The 17,239-nt window shown below is 63.8% G+C and carries 17 protein-coding genes; 7 read left to right on the forward strand and 10 right to left on the reverse strand.

Going from position 1 to position 17,239, the window contains the following annotated elements; genetic code table 11:
* Entirely contained in the window at window positions 1-393 is a 393-nt protein-coding gene (gene flgB, locus ACQY4T_RS18070; RefSeq protein WP_428533557.1) for a flagellar basal body rod protein FlgB, read from the reverse strand.
* Between the two features lie 183 nt (window positions 394-576).
* Between flgB and ACQY4T_RS18075 the strand changes: the two genes are divergently transcribed.
* From ACQY4T_RS18075 to mscL, 3 genes are all read left to right on the forward strand, one after another.
* On the forward strand, window positions 577-831 hold the full coding sequence (locus ACQY4T_RS18075) for a hypothetical protein (RefSeq protein WP_428533559.1): 255 nt from the start codon (window positions 577-579) through the stop codon (window positions 829-831).
* A complete protein-coding gene (gene fliP / locus ACQY4T_RS18080) occupies window positions 828-1,571 on the forward strand; it encodes a flagellar type III secretion system pore protein FliP (RefSeq protein ID WP_428533561.1) in 744 nt (247 codons plus the stop codon). The genes ACQY4T_RS18075 and fliP overlap by 4 nt, the downstream gene beginning before the upstream one ends.
* A 218-nt stretch (window positions 1,572-1,789) precedes the next feature.
* Window positions 1,790-2,266: a large conductance mechanosensitive channel protein MscL gene (gene mscL / locus ACQY4T_RS18085; RefSeq protein ID WP_428533563.1), complete on the forward strand. Its 477-nt coding sequence runs from the start codon at window positions 1,790-1,792 to the stop codon at window positions 2,264-2,266.
* A 21-nt stretch (window positions 2,267-2,287) separates the two neighbouring features.
* Here the strand turns inward: mscL and ACQY4T_RS18090 are convergent, their stop codons facing one another.
* Entirely contained in the window at window positions 2,288-3,472 is a 1,185-nt protein-coding gene (locus ACQY4T_RS18090) for an acetyl-CoA C-acyltransferase family protein (RefSeq protein WP_428533565.1), read from the reverse strand.
* A gap of 163 nt (window positions 3,473-3,635) precedes the next feature.
* On the opposite strand from ACQY4T_RS18090, the gene ACQY4T_RS18095 reads away from it, so the two are divergent.
* Window positions 3,636-4,841, forward strand: coding sequence for an amidohydrolase family protein (locus ACQY4T_RS18095; protein WP_428533567.1), 1,206 nt, complete (start codon window positions 3,636-3,638; stop codon window positions 4,839-4,841).
* A gap of 71 nt (window positions 4,842-4,912) precedes the next feature.
* Here ACQY4T_RS18095 and pstS read toward each other — a convergent pair whose 3' ends face one another.
* Together pstS and ACQY4T_RS18105 are read right to left on the reverse strand one after the other, a co-directional pair.
* Window positions 4,913-5,902 (reverse strand): phosphate ABC transporter substrate-binding protein PstS, encoded by a 990-nt coding sequence (gene pstS, locus ACQY4T_RS18100; protein WP_428533569.1) that lies wholly within the window; start codon window positions 5,900-5,902, stop codon window positions 4,913-4,915.
* An 83-nt stretch (window positions 5,903-5,985) separates the two neighbouring features.
* Entirely contained in the window at window positions 5,986-7,464 is a 1,479-nt protein-coding gene (locus ACQY4T_RS18105) for an MFS transporter (protein WP_428533571.1), read from the reverse strand.
* A gap of 355 nt (window positions 7,465-7,819) precedes the next feature.
* Here ACQY4T_RS18105 and ACQY4T_RS18110 point away from each other — a divergent pair, with 355 nt between their 5' ends.
* From ACQY4T_RS18110 to bla, 3 genes are read left to right on the forward strand one after another with little or no spacing between them, the layout of a single operon-like run.
* Window positions 7,820-9,187 (forward strand): LLM class flavin-dependent oxidoreductase, encoded by a 1,368-nt coding sequence (locus tag ACQY4T_RS18110; RefSeq protein WP_428533573.1) that lies wholly within the window; start codon window positions 7,820-7,822, stop codon window positions 9,185-9,187.
* A 42-nt stretch (window positions 9,188-9,229) separates the two neighbouring features.
* Entirely contained in the window at window positions 9,230-10,138 is a 909-nt protein-coding gene (locus ACQY4T_RS18115) for an alpha/beta hydrolase (protein WP_428533575.1), read from the forward strand.
* 48 nt (window positions 10,139-10,186) lie between these two features.
* Window positions 10,187-11,038 (forward strand): class A beta-lactamase, encoded by an 852-nt coding sequence (gene bla / locus ACQY4T_RS18120; protein ID WP_428533577.1) that lies wholly within the window; start codon window positions 10,187-10,189, stop codon window positions 11,036-11,038.
* A 6-nt stretch (window positions 11,039-11,044) separates the two neighbouring features.
* Here the strand turns inward: bla and ACQY4T_RS18125 are convergent, their stop codons facing one another.
* The 6 genes from ACQY4T_RS18125 to dctP all read right to left on the reverse strand — a co-directional run bounded on the left by ACQY4T_RS18125 (window position 11,045) and on the right by dctP (window position 17,091).
* The gene (locus tag ACQY4T_RS18125) at window positions 11,045-12,676 is read right to left on the reverse strand and encodes an acyl-CoA synthetase (protein ID WP_428533579.1); all 1,632 of its coding nucleotides are present in this window, start codon (window positions 12,674-12,676) and stop codon (window positions 11,045-11,047) included.
* A 143-nt stretch (window positions 12,677-12,819) separates the two neighbouring features.
* Window positions 12,820-13,401, reverse strand: coding sequence for a hypothetical protein (locus ACQY4T_RS18130; protein WP_428533581.1), 582 nt, complete (start codon window positions 13,399-13,401; stop codon window positions 12,820-12,822).
* Window positions 13,398-14,210, reverse strand: coding sequence for a nucleoside phosphorylase (locus ACQY4T_RS18135; RefSeq protein WP_428533583.1), 813 nt, complete (start codon window positions 14,208-14,210; stop codon window positions 13,398-13,400). Before ACQY4T_RS18135 ends, ACQY4T_RS18130 begins: the two co-directional genes overlap by 4 nt.
* Window positions 14,200-15,480, reverse strand: coding sequence for a TRAP transporter large permease (locus ACQY4T_RS18140; protein WP_428533585.1), 1,281 nt, complete (start codon window positions 15,478-15,480; stop codon window positions 14,200-14,202). Before ACQY4T_RS18140 ends, ACQY4T_RS18135 begins: the two co-directional genes overlap by 11 nt.
* 3 nt (window positions 15,481-15,483) lie before the next feature.
* Window positions 15,484-16,056 (reverse strand): TRAP transporter small permease, encoded by a 573-nt coding sequence (locus ACQY4T_RS18145; RefSeq protein ID WP_428533587.1) that lies wholly within the window; start codon window positions 16,054-16,056, stop codon window positions 15,484-15,486.
* Window positions 16,057-17,091, reverse strand: coding sequence for a TRAP transporter substrate-binding protein DctP (gene dctP / locus ACQY4T_RS18150; RefSeq protein WP_428533589.1), 1,035 nt, complete (start codon window positions 17,089-17,091; stop codon window positions 16,057-16,059). It abuts the gene before it with no gap.
* Window positions 17,092-17,239: the final 148 nt, after the last annotated feature.

The raw sequence follows: 17,239 nt of genomic DNA on the forward strand, positions 1-17,239 counted from the left end.
CTAGCCCGACCGGCCTAGAGCCATACTGAACATCCCCACGTACTTTTTCCAGATGGTCGTCACCAGGGCCTGCGTGGTCTCCGTGTCGGCGACCTTGGTCAATTGCTCATCCAGCGAGACCGAATTGCCATCCAGGGCGCGCGCACTGGGGGGATTTGTGGTCAGCGAAGCCAGGCCGGTCGGAACCGTCCCAGCCATATGTCCAGGTTGGGTCATCGCCGGCTCGACCGATCCTGCACCGGCCAGCACATTCTGGAACGACTGAACATCGCGGGCCTGATAGGTTGGTGTGTTGGCATTGGCAATGTTCGCCGCCAGCACGCTTTGGCGCTGCGCCGTCCATACCAGCCGTTTCTCGGCCACGTCGAATAAGCCAATCCGGGTAGGGTCCATGACCCCAATCTGACAATGAAACCTTTATAATTGGTTAATCCCACTTCTTAAGCACTTGTTCACCTTCACGCTGCCAAATGCGTGCATGCAAGCATATGCGAGTCGGCGTTCTCACGATCGGTGCCTCGAAAGCGCGGGCCACACGATGTTCGCGGCTGCGATCCCGACAAGCCGCGCCCGTCGATGATCGGGCAAAACATCCTGCTCGCCGCGGCAACGCTGATCGGCGTCATTGCCTTGATCGGCGCGGCTGCCAAATTCTACCAATTTACCGGCTGGCGGCCAAAGTCCGGCCCCGGACGTACCCTGATCCTGCGTGAGTCCATCGCCCTGGATCCACGTCGCCGCGTCCACCTCGTCCAATGCGGAGAACGTCGGGTGGTATTGCTCACCGGGGGCGCCCAGGACCTGGTGATCGGCTGGATGCAGGACCCATGAAGCTCGCCGCATGGGTCCTGATTCCGCTTTTTCTGCTGGTTCCGGCGGTCGGACATGGACAGTCGGTCAACATCGACCTCGGCACTGCCGGCCAGGCCGGCGCCACCGCCCGGATCGTGGAACTCACCGCCCTGGTTACCGTCCTGTCGCTGGCCCCCAGCCTGTTGATGATGGTCACATCCTTCACCAGGATCGTCATCGTGCTCTCGCTGCTCCGCAGCGCGCTCAGCACCCAGGGCACCCCGCCGAACATCGTCCTGATCGGCCTGGCGCTGTTCCTCTCCTTCTTCGTGATGGAGCCCGCCATGACCCAGGCCTGGACCGCGGGCATTCAGCCGATGACCGAGGGCCGTATTTCGGAAACCGAGGGACTGCGCCTGGCAACCGAACCCTTCCACACCTTCATGACCGACAACGTCAGAGACGAAGACCTCCGTTTTTTCCTCGACCTCGGACACCTGCCCGCATCACAGGACGCCAGTTCTGTACCATGGCGTGCGCTCATGCCGGCATTCATAGTCGGCGAGCTACGCCGCGCCTTCGAGATGGGATTCCTCCTCTTCCTGCCTTTCCTGATCATCGACATCGTCGTTGCCAGCGTGCTCATGAGTCTGGGCATGATGATGCTCCCCCCGAGTGCCGTGTCCCTGCCCTTCAAACTCATATTCTTCGTGTTGATCGACGGCTGGCGTCTGGTGGCCGGCAGCCTAGTTCAAAGTTTCATCACCGGCGGCTCCTGAGCAGGACTGCGCCCACCGCCGCTATCAAGCATCCCCGGCCCGCCAGACATCGCCAGATGATGCAAATCGGCAGGCATGCACCCGGACCAAGGTCGCGCTCAGGCATAGCGTCAGGGCGCCTGAACCATGCGACAAAACAAGAAGTTACAGCGCAGCCAGGGTTTAAAGTCAGCCTGCAAGGGCTATAAGCACAAAGTGCTTTTGAAGGAACGAACGCCATGCTCGCACCCAAGGCCCCCTCCTGGATGTCCGAATTTCGCGCTTTCATCATGCGGGGCAACGTTGTCGATCTGGCGGTCGGCATTATCATCGGCGCGGCGTTCACCGGCGTCGTCAGCAGCCTGGTAAAGGACGTTTTGAATCCGCTGCTCGGACTGGCGACGGGAGGCGTGGATTTATCCAACGTCTTCGTCTCGCTCAACGGCCAGCATTACGCCAATCTGGCCGATGCCCAGAAAGCCGGCGCGCCGACCATGAACGTCGGCCTCTTCATCAATGCGATCATTCAGTTCCTGATCGTCAGCTTCGCGGTATTCTGGCTCGTCAAGGTCCTGACCCGATTGCACGTCCGCCAGGAGGCGGTTGCCGCTCCGGATAAATCCGAGGTGCTACTGGGTGAGATCAGGGATTTGCTGGCAGCCCGGCCGGAACCAACCTCCGGCGGCATCGGCCGCACCGCAGGATCCGCCATTTAGCCCCGGGGCACCTGGCCCCTCTCACTGCACCCGTTCAAAAATCGCCGCGATCCCCTGCCCGCCGCCGATGCACATCGTCACCAGCGCATAGCGCCCGTCGATGCGGGCAAGTTCATACAGGGCCTTGACCGTCAGGATCGCCCCGGTGGCGCCGACCGGATGACCCAGCGAAATGCCCGACCCGTTCGGGTTGGTCTTCTCCGCGTCGAAACCCAGATCCTTGGCCACGGCGCACGCCTGCGCCGCGAACGCCTCGTTCGATTCGATCACGTCCATCTGATCGAGTGACAGCCCAGCGCGCTTCAACGCCGCGCGCGTGGCCGGCACTGGACCAATGCCCATTACCCTGGGATCAACCCCGGCGTGCGCATAAGCCACCAACCGTCCCAACGGCTTCGCCCCGCGCTTGGCCACGCTATCGCCGTCCATCAGCACCACCGCCGCCGCCCCGTCATTGATGCCCGAGGCATTGCCCGCGGTCACCGTGCCGTCCTTCTTGAACACCGCGCGCAGCTTGCTGAAATCGTCCGCCTTGGCATCGGCGCGGACATGCTCGTCGGTGTCGAACAGCGTCTCGCCCTTGCGGGTCTTCATTACGACAGGGAGGATCTGGGTCTTGAAGCGGCCCTGCTGAATAGCGAGGGCGGCGCGGTGATGCGACCGCAGCGCCAATTCGTCCTGCTGGCCGCGGGTGACCTGATGCGATTGCGCCAGATTCTCCGCCGTCATGCCCATGTGGATGTTCTCGAACGGATCGTGCAACGCCGCGGTCATCATGTCGATCATCGCGCTGTCGCCCATCCGCACGCCCCAGCGCATGCCACTGGCCAGATAGCCTGCTCGGCTCATGCTCTCGGCACCACCGGCCACCGCGACGTCTGCGTCGCCCAGGGTCACCGCCTGGGCTGCCGAGACGATCGCCTGCAGCCCCGACCCGCACAACCGATTCAAGGTCAGCGCCGGCGCGTCCTGGGTGATCCCCGCATTCACCGCCGCGACACGCGACAGGTACATATCCTTGGCCTCGGTGTGCACCACGTTGCCGAACACCACGTGCTGCACTTCGTCGCCGCCGACGTCGGCGCGCGACAGCGCCTCGCGGGCGACCGAGGCCGCCAGTTCGGTCGGCGGAACCTCCTTCAGGCTGCCGCCGAAATCGCCGATCGCGGTACGCACGCCGGAGACGATGTAAACCTCGCGCTGCATGGTGCTGGCCTTCTGCTACATGGTCGGTGGGATGACACGGCAGCCACGGACAGGCAAGCCGCCGGGACTTTCCATCGAAGCTACCTATTTCCATCGAAGCTACCTAGTGGTACGAAGATGGTACTAGCCGGTAAATCCTGCAACGACATAAGGGAGTGACGCGATGAACGAAATCCCCATCAACGCCCCGAATCTTTGGCGGCTGGACACCCCCGGCCATTCCGGCTGGGACCGCACCGCACGGGTCGGCGACCCGAAGAAATACTTCATGGTCTCGACCGATAGCCATGCCAACGAGCCGCCCGACCTGTGGGAGCAGCGCATCGACCCGAAATACAAGGACCGGGTGCCGCGCATCATCACCGACGAACAGGGCGTGCAATGGCGCTATTGCGAGGGTTATCGCCCCGACAAGGTGCGGGTGATGAGCTTCGAGGGCGAGGACTGGGTGCGCTCCAAGGCCGGCGCCGACGTCGCCGACCGGATCCGCGACAACCGCGCCGACGGGGTGGATGTGGAGATCATCTTCCCCAACAAAGGCCTGGCGATGTGGGCAACGCCCGATCCGGTGTTTGCCAATGCGCAGTGCCGGGTCTGGAACGACTGGGCCTGGGAACAGTACGGCCCGCATCCGGACGCGATGCTGCCGGTCGCCTCGATCGCCACCGGCGACCTGGAAGGCTCGATGCGCGAGATCGAGCGCGTCGCCAAACTAGGCTTCCGCGCGCTGTCACTGCCCTGCAAGCCGATCTGGGGCGGCCATGACGTCGACCATGTCAACTACAACCTGCCGCATTTCGACCCGATGTGGCGGCTGATCGAGGAAACCGACCTGCCGATCACCTTCCATGTCTCGACCGGACGCGACCCAAGAGCCGCACGCGGCAATGGCGGGGCGGTAGTGAACTACGTCACCCATTCCCTGGCGCCCACCATCGAACCGGTGGCCAACCTGTGCGCGTCCGGGGTGCTGGAGCGGTTCAAGAAACTGCGCTTCGCCACCGTCGAGGCCGGCATCGGCTGGGTGGCCTGGCTGCTGACCGCGATGGACGAGGCCTACCGCAAGCACCACATGTGGGTGCGCCCGAAGCTGCAGGGCCTGCCCAGCGACTATTACCGCGCCCACGGCCTGTCCACCTTCCAAGAGGACCCGGTCGGCCTGGCTTTGGCGGACCGGTTCGGCCTGATGGACAACTTCGCCTGGGCCAACGACTACCCCCACCATGAGGGCACCTGGCCGCACTCCGCCGAAGCCATCGAGCGCACCATGCCCGGCCTTACCGACGTCCAACGCGCCAAGATCCTCGGGCTGAACGCTGCTCGGTTCTTCAAGCTGGAGGTTCCGGCGCATCAGCGGATTGCAGCGTAGACCGCGGGGCGCTTGCGGGCTAATACACCGCGCGCAAGCGCCCGACGTTCCGCTTGGGCTCCGGAGACGAATTACTGGATGCGCCCTATCTGTTTCTCGCTCAGGGCACGGATGAAATCCGGCAGCGCGATGAAGCCGACGGCGTCGATGTATTTCGCCGCGTTGCCGCCATCGACGGCGATGGACCACAACAGGAAATTCCGGATCGAGGCAGCGGTTTCGCTGTTCGGCTGGCGAGTCGATACCACCGCATACTCGTAGTTGATCAGCGGGTAGGACTGATCGCCGGGGGCGTCGACCAAGCTCAATCGTTCGTCGGCCGGAGTGCGCGGATCCAGCACGGACGCCGCGGCGCTGATCGTTTGCGCTGTCGGCAGCAGAAACTTGCCGCTCTGGTTCTTGAGCCGCGCGGTCTCCAGACCGGCATGGCGGCTGACGCTGATGCCGATATATCCGATCGAATACGGCGTGGCGGCGATAACCTTGACCATGCCGTCGTTGCCGGTGGCACCACGCTCGCCGGGCACCGTCGGCCACTCGATCGTGGTCCCGTAGCCCGCCGCATTCTCCCAGCGCTGGTTAGAGAAATCCAGGAACTGGGAGAACATGAAGGTGTCGCCGGAAGGGTCATCACGCCGGACCGGCACGATCGGGTTCGATGGCAGTTTGACTCCCGGATTGAGCGAGGCGATCGCGGGATCATTCCACTGCCGGATACTGCCGTCGTAGATGCCCGCGAGCACGGGCCCATCCAACTGCAAGCCGGCGCCACCAAGGCCCGGAATGTTGTAGTTCACGGTCTGCGCCGAAATCACCAGCGGAACACTGATGATCTCGCGATTCCGCTCAGCCTCTTCGTCCGACATATAGGCGTCCGACGTGCCGATCTGAACGGTCCCCGCGGTCGCCGACTTGATCCCCTCACCCGAATTGCTGGCGGTGACATCGATCCTCACATCCGGCCGAAGCGCGCTGTAGGCCGGAACCCAGAGCTGGAACAGCGGAGACAGCAGTGTCGATCCGGTCTCCTTCAGCACGACGTCGGCCCCGGACGCCGGCACGGCGGCGACAAGGCAAACCAGAACTGCGACCGCAGCCCAGCCACAATTCCGGTGGCGAACCCGCGAGGCTAAATTGACCAACATCACCGGCCGATTTCGTCCAGGTTCACCCCGGTCGTTTCGATCCGGTAAATCCAGGTCACGATCGCCCCCAGGATCGACGTGACCACCAGGCCGTAAAGCAAGGCTCGGGTTCCAATCTCGACCAGCAGGATGGGAAACAGGAATGCGGTGGCCACCGCCCCGATCTTGGCGAAGGCGGCGGCAAATCCCGCCCCCATGCCGCGAACCGCGGTCGGAAACACCTCACCCGCCAGCAGGTAGGTCTGCGCATTCGGGCCGATATTGGTCATGAAGTTGAACATCATGAAGCCGGCGAAGATCAGCAGGATCTTGCTCGACCCCTCGAAGTCGATCGAGAAAGACGCCAGCAGCAAGCCGAGCGCGCAGCCGATGAAGCCGCCGATCTGCAGCTTGATCCGGCCCAGTCTGTCGGCCAGCAAGACGGCAAAGCAGATGCCGACGATCAGCAGGAAGGTGATCAGCGCCGCACCCTTGGCGGCCAGAATACCGTCCGCGATCAGATCGCTGACGCTGCGGATGTGATCCGCACCGCCCCCCAACGCCGCCGCCAGTATCGTCGGGGTGAAAATGCCGATGCCGTAGGTGCCCAAATCCTGAAGAAACCACGGCACCGACGCAAAAATCGTCGCCCGCAGGTTACGGCTGTCGAACAGCGCCCAGAACGACGGTTTGGCGTGCGTTGTGTCGACGCCCTGGCGAGCCAGGCTGATGTTCGACGGATACTGCGGCGTGCGCAGCAACAGCCTCGTGACCGCTGCCTCGGCCTTGTCGTGCCGCCCGCGCGCGGACAGCCAGTTCGGGCTCTCGGTGATGAAGAAGCGGCCCAGCGTGACCAGTAGCGCCGGAATGACCGCGGTCGCGAACATCCACCGCCAGGCGCTGAGATCGGGCACCAGGGTCAGAACCAGGCAGCCGACGCCGGTCCCCGCCAACGCTCCCACCGCCTGAAAAGCGAACGCGCCAAGCACCAATTTGCCCCGCGCCAGGCTGGGAATGCTCTCGGAAATGATCATGTGCGCCGTCGGGTAGTCGCACCCAAGCGCCATGCCGAGGCCGAATAGGCAGATCGCCAGCGAAAGGAAGTTCTGGCACAGCAACAGCAGGCCAAGGAACGCGCAAAAGATCACCATCTCGGCAATGAACATGCGTTTGCGACCGAAATAGTCAGACAGACCACCCAGCAGCACCGCACCCACCAGAATGCCGGCAAGACTGGCGGCGCTGACGATCCCCTTCTCAGCCGCGCCGATGTGGAATTCCCGCACGATCAGCGGCAGCGCAACGCCGGTCATGAACACCACGAAGCCTTCGAAGAACTTTCCCGCCGCCGCAAGCGACCAGATGCGCCACTGCATCCCGGTCATCGGCGCCGATTTCAGCGACGTGCCATCCGACCACGCCGGCCGCTCGTCGATGTATTCCTGCACCGACTTGGCCTGGGGGATGCTGGGGCGAGAGGCCTCGGCAACAGCGCTCATCAGGGGCCTTCCATCTGGTCGTTAAAGTGCCTGCGGTCAGTTGCCCGCTCGCCAGCAAAGCTGCCATTCGTGCCATGACCGCACCAGGAGAGAAGATATGAAGATTTGATGGCGGGCGGGTTTGCCAGCAGTCCGGTCGTGACCGCGTTTTCCGAGGCACCGGCAAAGCCCGCCCAGCGCCGCGAGGCTGCCGGTTCTCGCGGCGTATGGACCGCACCAAGTCAGCACACGTTGAAGTGACTGCCACGGATTTCCTGCTTCGGGTGTTTTGCTATCGTCAGTCCGCCGTCAGCCGGCTGAGCGTTGCGACAACAGAGGCCAAAATGGCCCCCAAAATGGCTCAGGGAGGAACAGGATGTTCGAGATCGGCGTGTTTCATAATGGTGCGTCCAGTCTTCCTGTCGTCGTCACCAAGGACGGAGTCGCGGTCAACGACGGCTCCCTCACCGAGGTGCACAAGGCGGCGCAGGCAGTCCTGATAAACCAGGTCCGCCAGGGCATCCTGGCCGAGAAGCTCGGTTTTCAGTCGTTCTGGCTGACCGAGCACCATTTCCAGCCCGAAGGGGCGGAGATGAGCCCGAACCCCCTATTCACCCAGATGGCGATCGCCGCCCAGACCAAGACCATCCGGCTCGGCCAATGCGCCAACATCGTGGTCTGGCACCACCCGGTGCGGATCGCCGAACAGATCGCGCAGCTTGATGTCATCAGTGGCGGACGGGTGGAATGCGGCATGGGCCGCGGCTACCAGCCGCGCGAAAACGAGACGCTGGGCCGCCCCTACGGTTCGACGATCCAGGATCAGGAACGCAACCGCAAGGCGTTCGAGGAAGCCGTCGCGATCATTCGCAAATGCTGGACCGAACCGTCCTTCGCGCATCGCGGCGAGAACTTCTCCATCCCGCCGACCTACACCAAGTGGAATCACAAGCAGACCATCGCCTATTTCCAGATGGACAAGGTCGAGCGCCGGCTGGAGGACGTTATCGCGATCGGCGCGCCCGACATGTATTCAGCCGGCAACCCGGTGCAGGCCACGACGACAACCCTGAAAGAGTTGCAGGTGTTTCCGCAACCCGTGCAAAAGCCGCACCCGCAGATCTGGGAGCCGGTGACCAGTTCTCGTTCGCTGAAATGGGCCGCCGAACAAGGCGTCAACGGTGTGATGATCGTCGAGCCGAACGACCGGCTGAAGAAGAATATCGACATCTACTACGAAGCGGCGGAAAAGGCCGGCTGGCCCGACATGCTCAACCGGGGGAAATTCAAATATGGCTGGGACGCGCAGAAGCGTCGCGGCATCATGACCAGCCGCTATATCCACATCACCACGCCCTGCAAGGAGAAGCAGGCAATGGAACGCGCGGCGCGGGCGATGGAACTGCAGTTCGACTACTACGGCCCGTTCGGCTTCGGCGCCGTCGTGGCGCGCCTCGATGAGCCGATGTTCGACCTCAACAAGCGGGTCACCGCCGAGATGCTGCGCGAGCGCGAGATCGCAATCCAGGGCTCGAAACAGTTTGTCATCGACAAGATCATGAAGATGAAGCAGGAAATCGGCTACGACGACTTCTGCTTCCTGGGATGGTTCGAACTCGGCGGCTTCGAGGGCCGCGAGATCGAGGACCAGATGCAACTGTTCGCCGAGGACGTGATGCCGGTTATCGCACGCGAGTGCGGCGGCAAGGTGGAGCTGCCGGTGCGCGGGATCAGCTACGCCTGATACAACCGCCAACCATCTTGACAAGTAACGGAAGGAACAACCATGGCCAGCAAGCAGAGCGAGAAACTGATAATCGCCTACAAAGCCGTCCTAGGCGAACTCGGTGCCAACCCGGATATGCCGCTGCCCGACGTCCGTGCCCTGTTCGAGCATATGGGCGACGTGACCGCCGAACCGGGCGGCATCGACTTCATCGAGACCGCGGCCGCCGGAGTGCCGGCGATGTGGGCGGTGCCAAAGGGCTGCACCGAGGACCGCGTGCTGCTCTGCGCTCATGGTGGCGGTTACAGTTTCGGATCGATGTACACGCATCGCAAGCTGTATGGACACTGCGCCAAGACAATCGGCTGCCGAGCGCTGATCGTGCATTATAACCGCTCGCCGGAGCATCCGCATCCCGGCCCAGTGAATGATATGGCCAAAGCATACCGCTGGGTGCTCGACCAGGGCATCACCCCGAACCACATCGCCGTTATCGGCGACTCGGCCGGCGGAGCACTGGCGATCACCACCCTTCTCCGCCTGCGCGAGCAAGGGCTGCCGATGCCCGCGGCGACGATGCCGCTGTCGCCGTGGCTCGACATGGACGGCGGCGGAGCCAGCTTCCAGGGCAACAAACAGGTCGACGCTCTGGTCGCGCGCGAAATGCTCGGCGACATGGTCAAAATGTTCCTTGGTGAAAACGGAAACCGCCACGACCCGCTGGTCAATCCGCTGCACGGCGACCTGCGCGGCCTGCCGCCGGCATACATCCAGGTCGGCGGCCACGAGGTGTTGCTCGACGACAGCCGCGACCTTGCCGAGGCGTTGCGGCGAGCGGATGGCGAGGTCAAGCTCGACGTCTTCCCGGAAATGCAGCACGTGTTCCAGTTCCTCGCCGGTGCCGCGCCCGAGGCCGACGACGCGATCGCCAAACTGGCCGCCTGGGCGCGTCCCAAGCTCGGGCTTTAGCGGTCGCCAGGATCGAACCTGCCAACCGTGCTGACACGACGAAGCTGCATGACGCTCGGGGCAGCGCTCGGCGTGGCGGGCTATCCGCGCCTGAGCGCCGCCCGGCCGGACTTCGCCGCCGAACTGACCCGGCTCGAAGCCGCCAGCGGCGGTCGCCTGGGTGTCTCGGTTGACGACACCGCGACCGGGCAGCGTTACGGTCATCGCGCGAGCGAACGGTTCCCGATGTGCAGCACGGCCAAGGTGCTGGGTTGCGGGGCGGTGCTAGCCCGCGTCGATGCCGGGCATGACGATCTGAACCGGCGCATCCGGTTCAACGCCAAAGACCTGGTGACCTATTCCCCGGTGACCAAAAATCGGCTCGGTGCCCCGGGCATGACGCTGGCGGAACTGTGCCAGGCGGCACTGACCGTCAGCGACAACACAGCCGCCAACCTGATCGTGGCAAGCCTCGGCGGACCATCGGCAGTGACCGCGTTCGCCCGATCGCTGGGCGATAAGATGACCCGCCTCGACCGCATCGAAACCGCCTTGAACGAGGCCCAGCCAGGCGATGTTCGCGACACCACGACGCCGGCCGCGATGGCAGCCAATCTGCAAGCCCTGGTCACCGGGGGCATTCTGTCGCCGCGGTCACGCGACCAACTCGCGGCCTGGCTGGTTGCCAATCAAACCGGCGGCGCGAAGCTGCGGGCCGGGCTGCCGGCGGACTGGCGGGTTGGCGACAAGACCGGCAGCGGCGGGTTTGGCACCAGCAACGATATCGCGGTGATCTACCCACCCGACCGCAAACCGCTGATCGTCTGCGTCTACCTGACCGACACCAAGGCCGGTCCGGACAACAGCGACAAAACCATTGCCGCGGTGGCCAGGACAGTGCGGGATTTGGTGCCAGCCTGACCCAATCTACTCGATCGCCGCCGCCGACCGAGCCAGTTGGCGTAGCGCGAACTTCTGGATCTTTCCGGTCGAGGTCTTGGGAATTTCCCGGAAAACGAACGTTTTCGGCACCTTGAACCGAGCCATGTGCTGGCGACAGAAATCACCCAGTTGCTCGGCCGTCACCGACGCGCCAGGCTTCAGTTCGACGAATGCGCAAGGCGTCTCGCCCCATTTCTCGTCGGGCTGCGCCACCACGGCGGCACTCAGTATCGCGGGATGGCGATACAATGTCTCCTCGACCTCAATCGACGAAATATTTTCTCCGCCCGAGATGATGACATCCTTCGATCGATCGCGGATCTTGGCGTAGCCGTCCGGCTGCATAACCGCCAGGTCCCCGGTATGGAACCAGCCACCGGCGAACGCCTGTTCAGTCGCGTCGGGATTGTCCAGATAGCCCTTCATCGTGATGTTGCCGCGAAACATGATCTCGCCCATCGTTTCGCCATCCCAGGGAACCGGCTGCATCGTCGCCGGATCCAGCACCGTCATCGCCTCTTGCAAAGGCGTGCGCACCCCCTGCCTTCCATTGCGTTCGGCGCGTCCGTCGATCGGCATCTCGCTCCAGGATTGATGCTTGGAGCACACCCCGGCCGGCCCATACACCTCGGTCAACCCATACACATGGGTCAGTTCGATACCGATCTGCTCGGCGCCCTCGATGATCGCGGCGGGCGGCGCGGCGCCGGCCACCTGACCGGCGATACGGTGACCGATCCCGGCGCGCAACTCCGCCGGGGCGTTGATCAGCATCGAGTAAACGATCGGCGCACCGCACATATGCGTCACTCCGTGGTCGCGGATCGCATCCAGCATCGGCTTCGCCTCGACCCGCCGCAGGCAGACGTTCACCCCGACCCGTTCGGCGATGGTCCACGGAAAGCACCAGCCGTTGCAATGAAACATCGGCAGCGTCCAAAGATACACCGGGTAATGCGGCATCCCCCAATTCAGCACGTTGCTGATCGCATTCAGATGCGCCCCGCGATGGTGGGTAACGACCCCCTTCGGATCGCCGGTCGTGCCTGAGGTGTAGTTCAGCGCGATCGCATCCCATTCGTCGCCGGGGTTTCCCCAGGCATACTCGGGATCGCCCTCGGCCAGGAACGCCTCGTATTCGATAGCACCAAGCCGCTTGCCATCCGGATAGCCAGGATCATCAATATCGATGACCAGCGGCTTCTCCTGCATCAGCGCCAACGCCGCCTCGATCACCGGCGCGAACTCCGTGTCGGTCAGCAGCATCTTGGCCCGCCCATGATTGAGCTGAAACGCAATCGCCTGGGCGTCGAGCCGCGTGTTCAGCGTATTCAGCACCGCCCCGCACATCGGCACGCCGAACGCCGCCTCATACATCGGCGGCGTATTCGGCGCGATGATCGCCACCGTCTCGTTCTTGCCGACGCCGCGGCGCGCCATTGCCGAGGCCAGCCGCCGACACCGAACGTAGGTCTGCTTCCAACTCCAGCGCTGATCACCATGCACCACCGCCAGCCTGTCGGGATAGACATAGGCCGCGCGCTCGATGAAGGTCAGCGGCGTCAGCGGCGCATAGTTCGCCTCGTTCTTCGGCAGCTTGTCATAAGGGCTGGTCATGTTGCGTTTCCTGCACCCGCCGTTGCCAACCCCTATTTCTAGGTATTTTCCGGTTTGCTGTCGATCTGTTCGATGACGCGACTAACCAAGCCGCGATTCCATCCTTAGGGACGACCCCCGCGTGCCCAGCACAACCGGCCCCCTCATGCTCCCAAACGCCGCCCGAACCAGCGCGCATCCAACCCCAGCCACCGCCCCGGCGGATCGATCACGAACAGCGCCTGGATCACCATCAGGAACCCATAGGTCCAAGGCCACTCGCCCGGTGCCGAGTACAACCCCAGCCACAGGTTGGCCGCCATCAGCAGACCCAGCAACGCAAACCAGCGCGTGAACAGCCCCAGCATCAGCGAAACCGCGATCGAGGCCTCGGTCAGATAAACCAGCGGCCCGAACAACTTGATGTTCGGGATCACGAGGTTGGCGTAAAGTCCCGCCTGCAGCGGAATCGCGGCATGATTGACCACCTGTTTCATCCAATACAGCAGGCCGCCATAATTCGGCGGAATCTTCCACAGCGATCCCTGCCACCACATCGTGCCCATCACCATGCGCATCGCCCAGATGCCCAGGCCGCGCCCGCTACGCTGCTCCGGATCGTCTCGCCAGGCGCGTACCGCGATCGCGATGCCCGCCAGCAACGCGATCCAGTAAACCGCCGTCGGCCAGTCGGGTTTGGTCAAGAACGCGACCGTGTCGCTGACGATATTGGGCTCGGTTTTCATCCGGCTGTTCTCCAGGCTCGCGCCGTCGCGGCAATCAGGTTCAACGCATCGAGCGCACCATTCGCCTCGCCTTTCTCGAAATCGCCGTCAATCCGGGCCATTTGATTCGTCACATGAGCAAAGCAGAGGACCTTGTGTCCCCCCGCCCCGGCAAAACTGTACAGCGCCGCCGCCTCCATTTCCACCGCCAGAACGCCCACCGCCCTGGCCGCCGCGATGGCGGTCTCGGTTTCCCGAAACGGCGCGTCGGTGGTCCATGTCGCCCCTAGCAACACCTCGGGCACACCCGCCCCCCGCAAACCACCTTCGATCCGCCCGATCAGTCCCGCGTCGGCCTCGGCAAAGCGCGCCGCGGCCCGGTAGTGCAGGCTGGTGCCCTCATCGCGCAACGCCCGCTCGATCAGCACGAAACATGAAGCCGGCAAAGACTCGGCGATCCGCCCGGCCGAGGTCACGCTGATCAGCAACTGGCAGCCCGAGGCAAACATCTGCTCCGCCACCAGCACCGCGAACGGAGCACCGACCGCGCATCCTACGATCCCCAATCGCTCGCCGTCATGGTCTACATCGTACATATCGGTATGATAACAGGCCCAGTACGGATCCAGCCGCCCCCGCCCATCGGCGCGCACCGCGCGCACTATGTCGCCGTCCGGATCCAGCACGCAGATCGCCGGAACGTCACCCGCGGGGACTGCCTTCTGCCGCCTCGCCTCGCGCAGCAGGTTGCGCGGCTGGAACACCGAAGCCGCGGCAAAGTCCTTGCCAACCAGCAGCGGCGAACCAGCATCGTCGGGGTCAGTTGCCATACACCACCCCCGGCAGCCACATGGTCAACGCCGGCACATAGGTGATGATGCCCAAAACGATCAGCAAAAGGATCAGGAACGGCAGGATGCCCCGGATCACCTCGCCGATCGGCGCGTCCGAAATCGTCGACAGCACATACAAATTCAACCCGACCGGCGGGTGAATCAACGCGATCTCCATGTTGTGGGTGAAAATGATGGAGAAATGCACCGGATCGACGCCCAGCGGCTTCAGCGCCGGCGCCAGGATCGGAATCACCAGCAGCAGCGCCGCCACCACCTCCAGGAAACACCCCAGCACCAGCAGCAGCACATTGATCGACAGCAGGAACAGCCAGGTGGGCAGGTTGTGCGCCACCACCCAGTTCACCAGCTGCGCCGGAGCACCCGATTCCGTCATCCAGTGGCCGAACGCCAGCGCGGTCGCCACGATCAGCATGATCGTCCCGGCACTGCGCAGCGCATCCGCGATCACCGACAGCGTCTGGCTGACGCGGAACCCGCGATAGAACACCAGGCTGACCAGCAAGGCAGCGACAGCAGCCAGCGCCGCCGCCTCGGTGACGGTCACCAGGCCGCCGTATATCCCCACCAGCACCACCGCCGGCACCGCCAACGCCGGCAGCGCCCGCAAGGTCACCAATAGCCGATCGCCCACCGGCAGCGATGGCTCACGCGGGAAGTTGCGCCGGCGCGCGTCATACCACACCCAGGCAAAGAACACCGCCGCCTGCAGCAATCCCGGCAAGATCCCCGCCAGGAACAGTCGAGGCACCGACTGTTCGGCTACGATCCCATACAGGATCAACGCCAGGCTGGGCGGGATGACGATGCCGATCGTGCCCGACGCCCCGATCACCCCCAGCGCGAACGACCTGGGATAGCCCTTCTCGATCATCGCCGGCAGCAGGATCGTGCCCATCGCCAGAGCCGTCGCCACCGAGGACCCGCAGATCGCCGCGAACAGCGTGCAGGCCACCACCGTCACCAGCCCCAGCGACCCCCTGATGCCGCCCAGCCACGCCGCCGAGACATCGACCAGCGCCTTCGCCACGCCACCCTGACGCATGAACGCCGCCGCCATGACGAACAGCGGCAAAGACATCAGCGTGGACGAGTTCAGGTCGTCGATGATGACCTGGGCCACGCCGATCATCGGCTGCCCGGACACCAGGTACAGCACCGCCGCGCACGCCCCCAGCACCAGGAAGATCGGCATCCCGGCCGCCAGCAGGCCGAAGAACATCGCCAGGAAAAGCACCGCCTCCACAGGCTAAAGGTCGGCCAGCGGTGCGAGGTCCGGCGACAGTTCGTGGTCCCCGATATGATGCCCGACGCTCATCGTCGTCGGATCGAAGCGGAACAGGTAGCGATACAGCCGGATCAGGTAGCGCACCGTCATCAGCACCCCACCCGCCGGCAGCGCGGAATAATAGATCCACATCGGGAACTGCAAGCCGCTGGAACTCCGCTCATCCAGCAGCAGCGAGGTATCGACGATCTGCCAGCCATACCAGATCATGCCGGCGCAGAAGATCAGCGCGACGACGCAGTTGAACGCCTCCAGCCAGCGCTGCCCGTTCGGCCGCACCAGCCGCAGCACCAGGTCGGGCCGCACGTGCCCATCGGTGCGCACCAACTGGCTGGAGATAATCATCACCGCCCAGATCATCAGATAGACGATCACCTCCTCGGCCCAGGAGATCGCCAGCGCCGGAAAGAAGTAGCGGCCGAGCACCTGGACCAGGCCGATCAGCATCGCCATCGCGCCGAGGATACCCGCCAGCGTGCGCTCGCCGCCGTCCCAAATCCGGCCGGGCCACATCCTGTCCGGGCGGGCCGCCACTCAGGCCGTTCCGTTCACCGATTGCTCTGCCAGCCGGACCACCTCGGGCGACAGCTTCGCGGCGCTGACCAGCGTCGCCACATCCGCCTGCATCGCCTTGCGCGCCGCATCCAACGTGGCCTGGGGCGGATCGGTGAACACCACACCGTGGTCGGCCATCTCCTTGCACCCGTGCTCCTGCGACGCCGCCGCGTTGGACCGGTAGGTGGCGATGTTGGCGGCCCACAGATCGAGCATCACCTTCTGCATCGAAGGCTCCAGCTTGGCCCAGAACGTGCCGCTGATCATCGGCATGTACATGCCGACATACTGGTGATCCTGATAGGAGTATTTGACCCCGGCTTCCCACAACTTGGCGGTGGCGACACTTTCGTTGGTCGATACAAAGCCGTCGAAGGTGCCCTGCGACAGTGCCAGCGGCACGTTCGGCCATGCCGTGACGTTGGGAATACCGCCAAAGAAGCTGATGCGCCAACTGATCCCCGCACCACCCGGGCTGCGGATCTTCAGCCCCTTGATGTCGGCGGTGGTCCTGATTTGCTTATGCGTGGTATACCAGTTCTGAAACCCCAGATCGAGCCACGGTCCCAGCACCTTAACCCGCAGCTTGGCCTCGATCTGCTTGTCGATCAGCGCCCCGGCCTTGCCGTCCGCGGCGTGGTTCGTAGCCTCGATCGGCTGGCCGTAGAACACCGGCAGTTGCACGAAATCGCAGTCCGGAACGATACCGGTTTGCGTCCAGTTGCCCGGCACCGCCATATCGACCTGGCCCTGCAACAGCGCTTTGGCAACGTTCAGGTCGGCATAAAGCTGCCCCGACGCGAATATCTCGCTGGTGATCTTGCCACCGGTCGCATCCTGCACCTTCTTCAAGTAATCGGCGACCGAGATGTTTCGCACGTGCGATGGCGCGGTATCCAGCGAGCAGCGGATCTTCAGCGCCTGCTCACCACGCGCATGCCGCAGGATTGCGAACGTTCCGGCCGTCGCAACCGCCGACCGCCCCAGCGCCCGGCGAGACAAACCTTGCCTCATTGCAAAAACCTTTCTTGAACATCCCCTCGCACGGCGGAGGAGTCGGACTGATGACCGCTCGGTTGCCAAGCGTCAAGGGGTCGAGCCGCCTTGGAAACAGTCAATTCGCCAGGAGCCGGATAACACCAAGTTGCGTCGGCCACAGCGA

This window comes from Rhodopila sp. (assembly GCF_965277825.1).
Classification (GTDB): domain Bacteria; phylum Pseudomonadota; class Alphaproteobacteria; order Acetobacterales; family Acetobacteraceae; genus Rhodopila.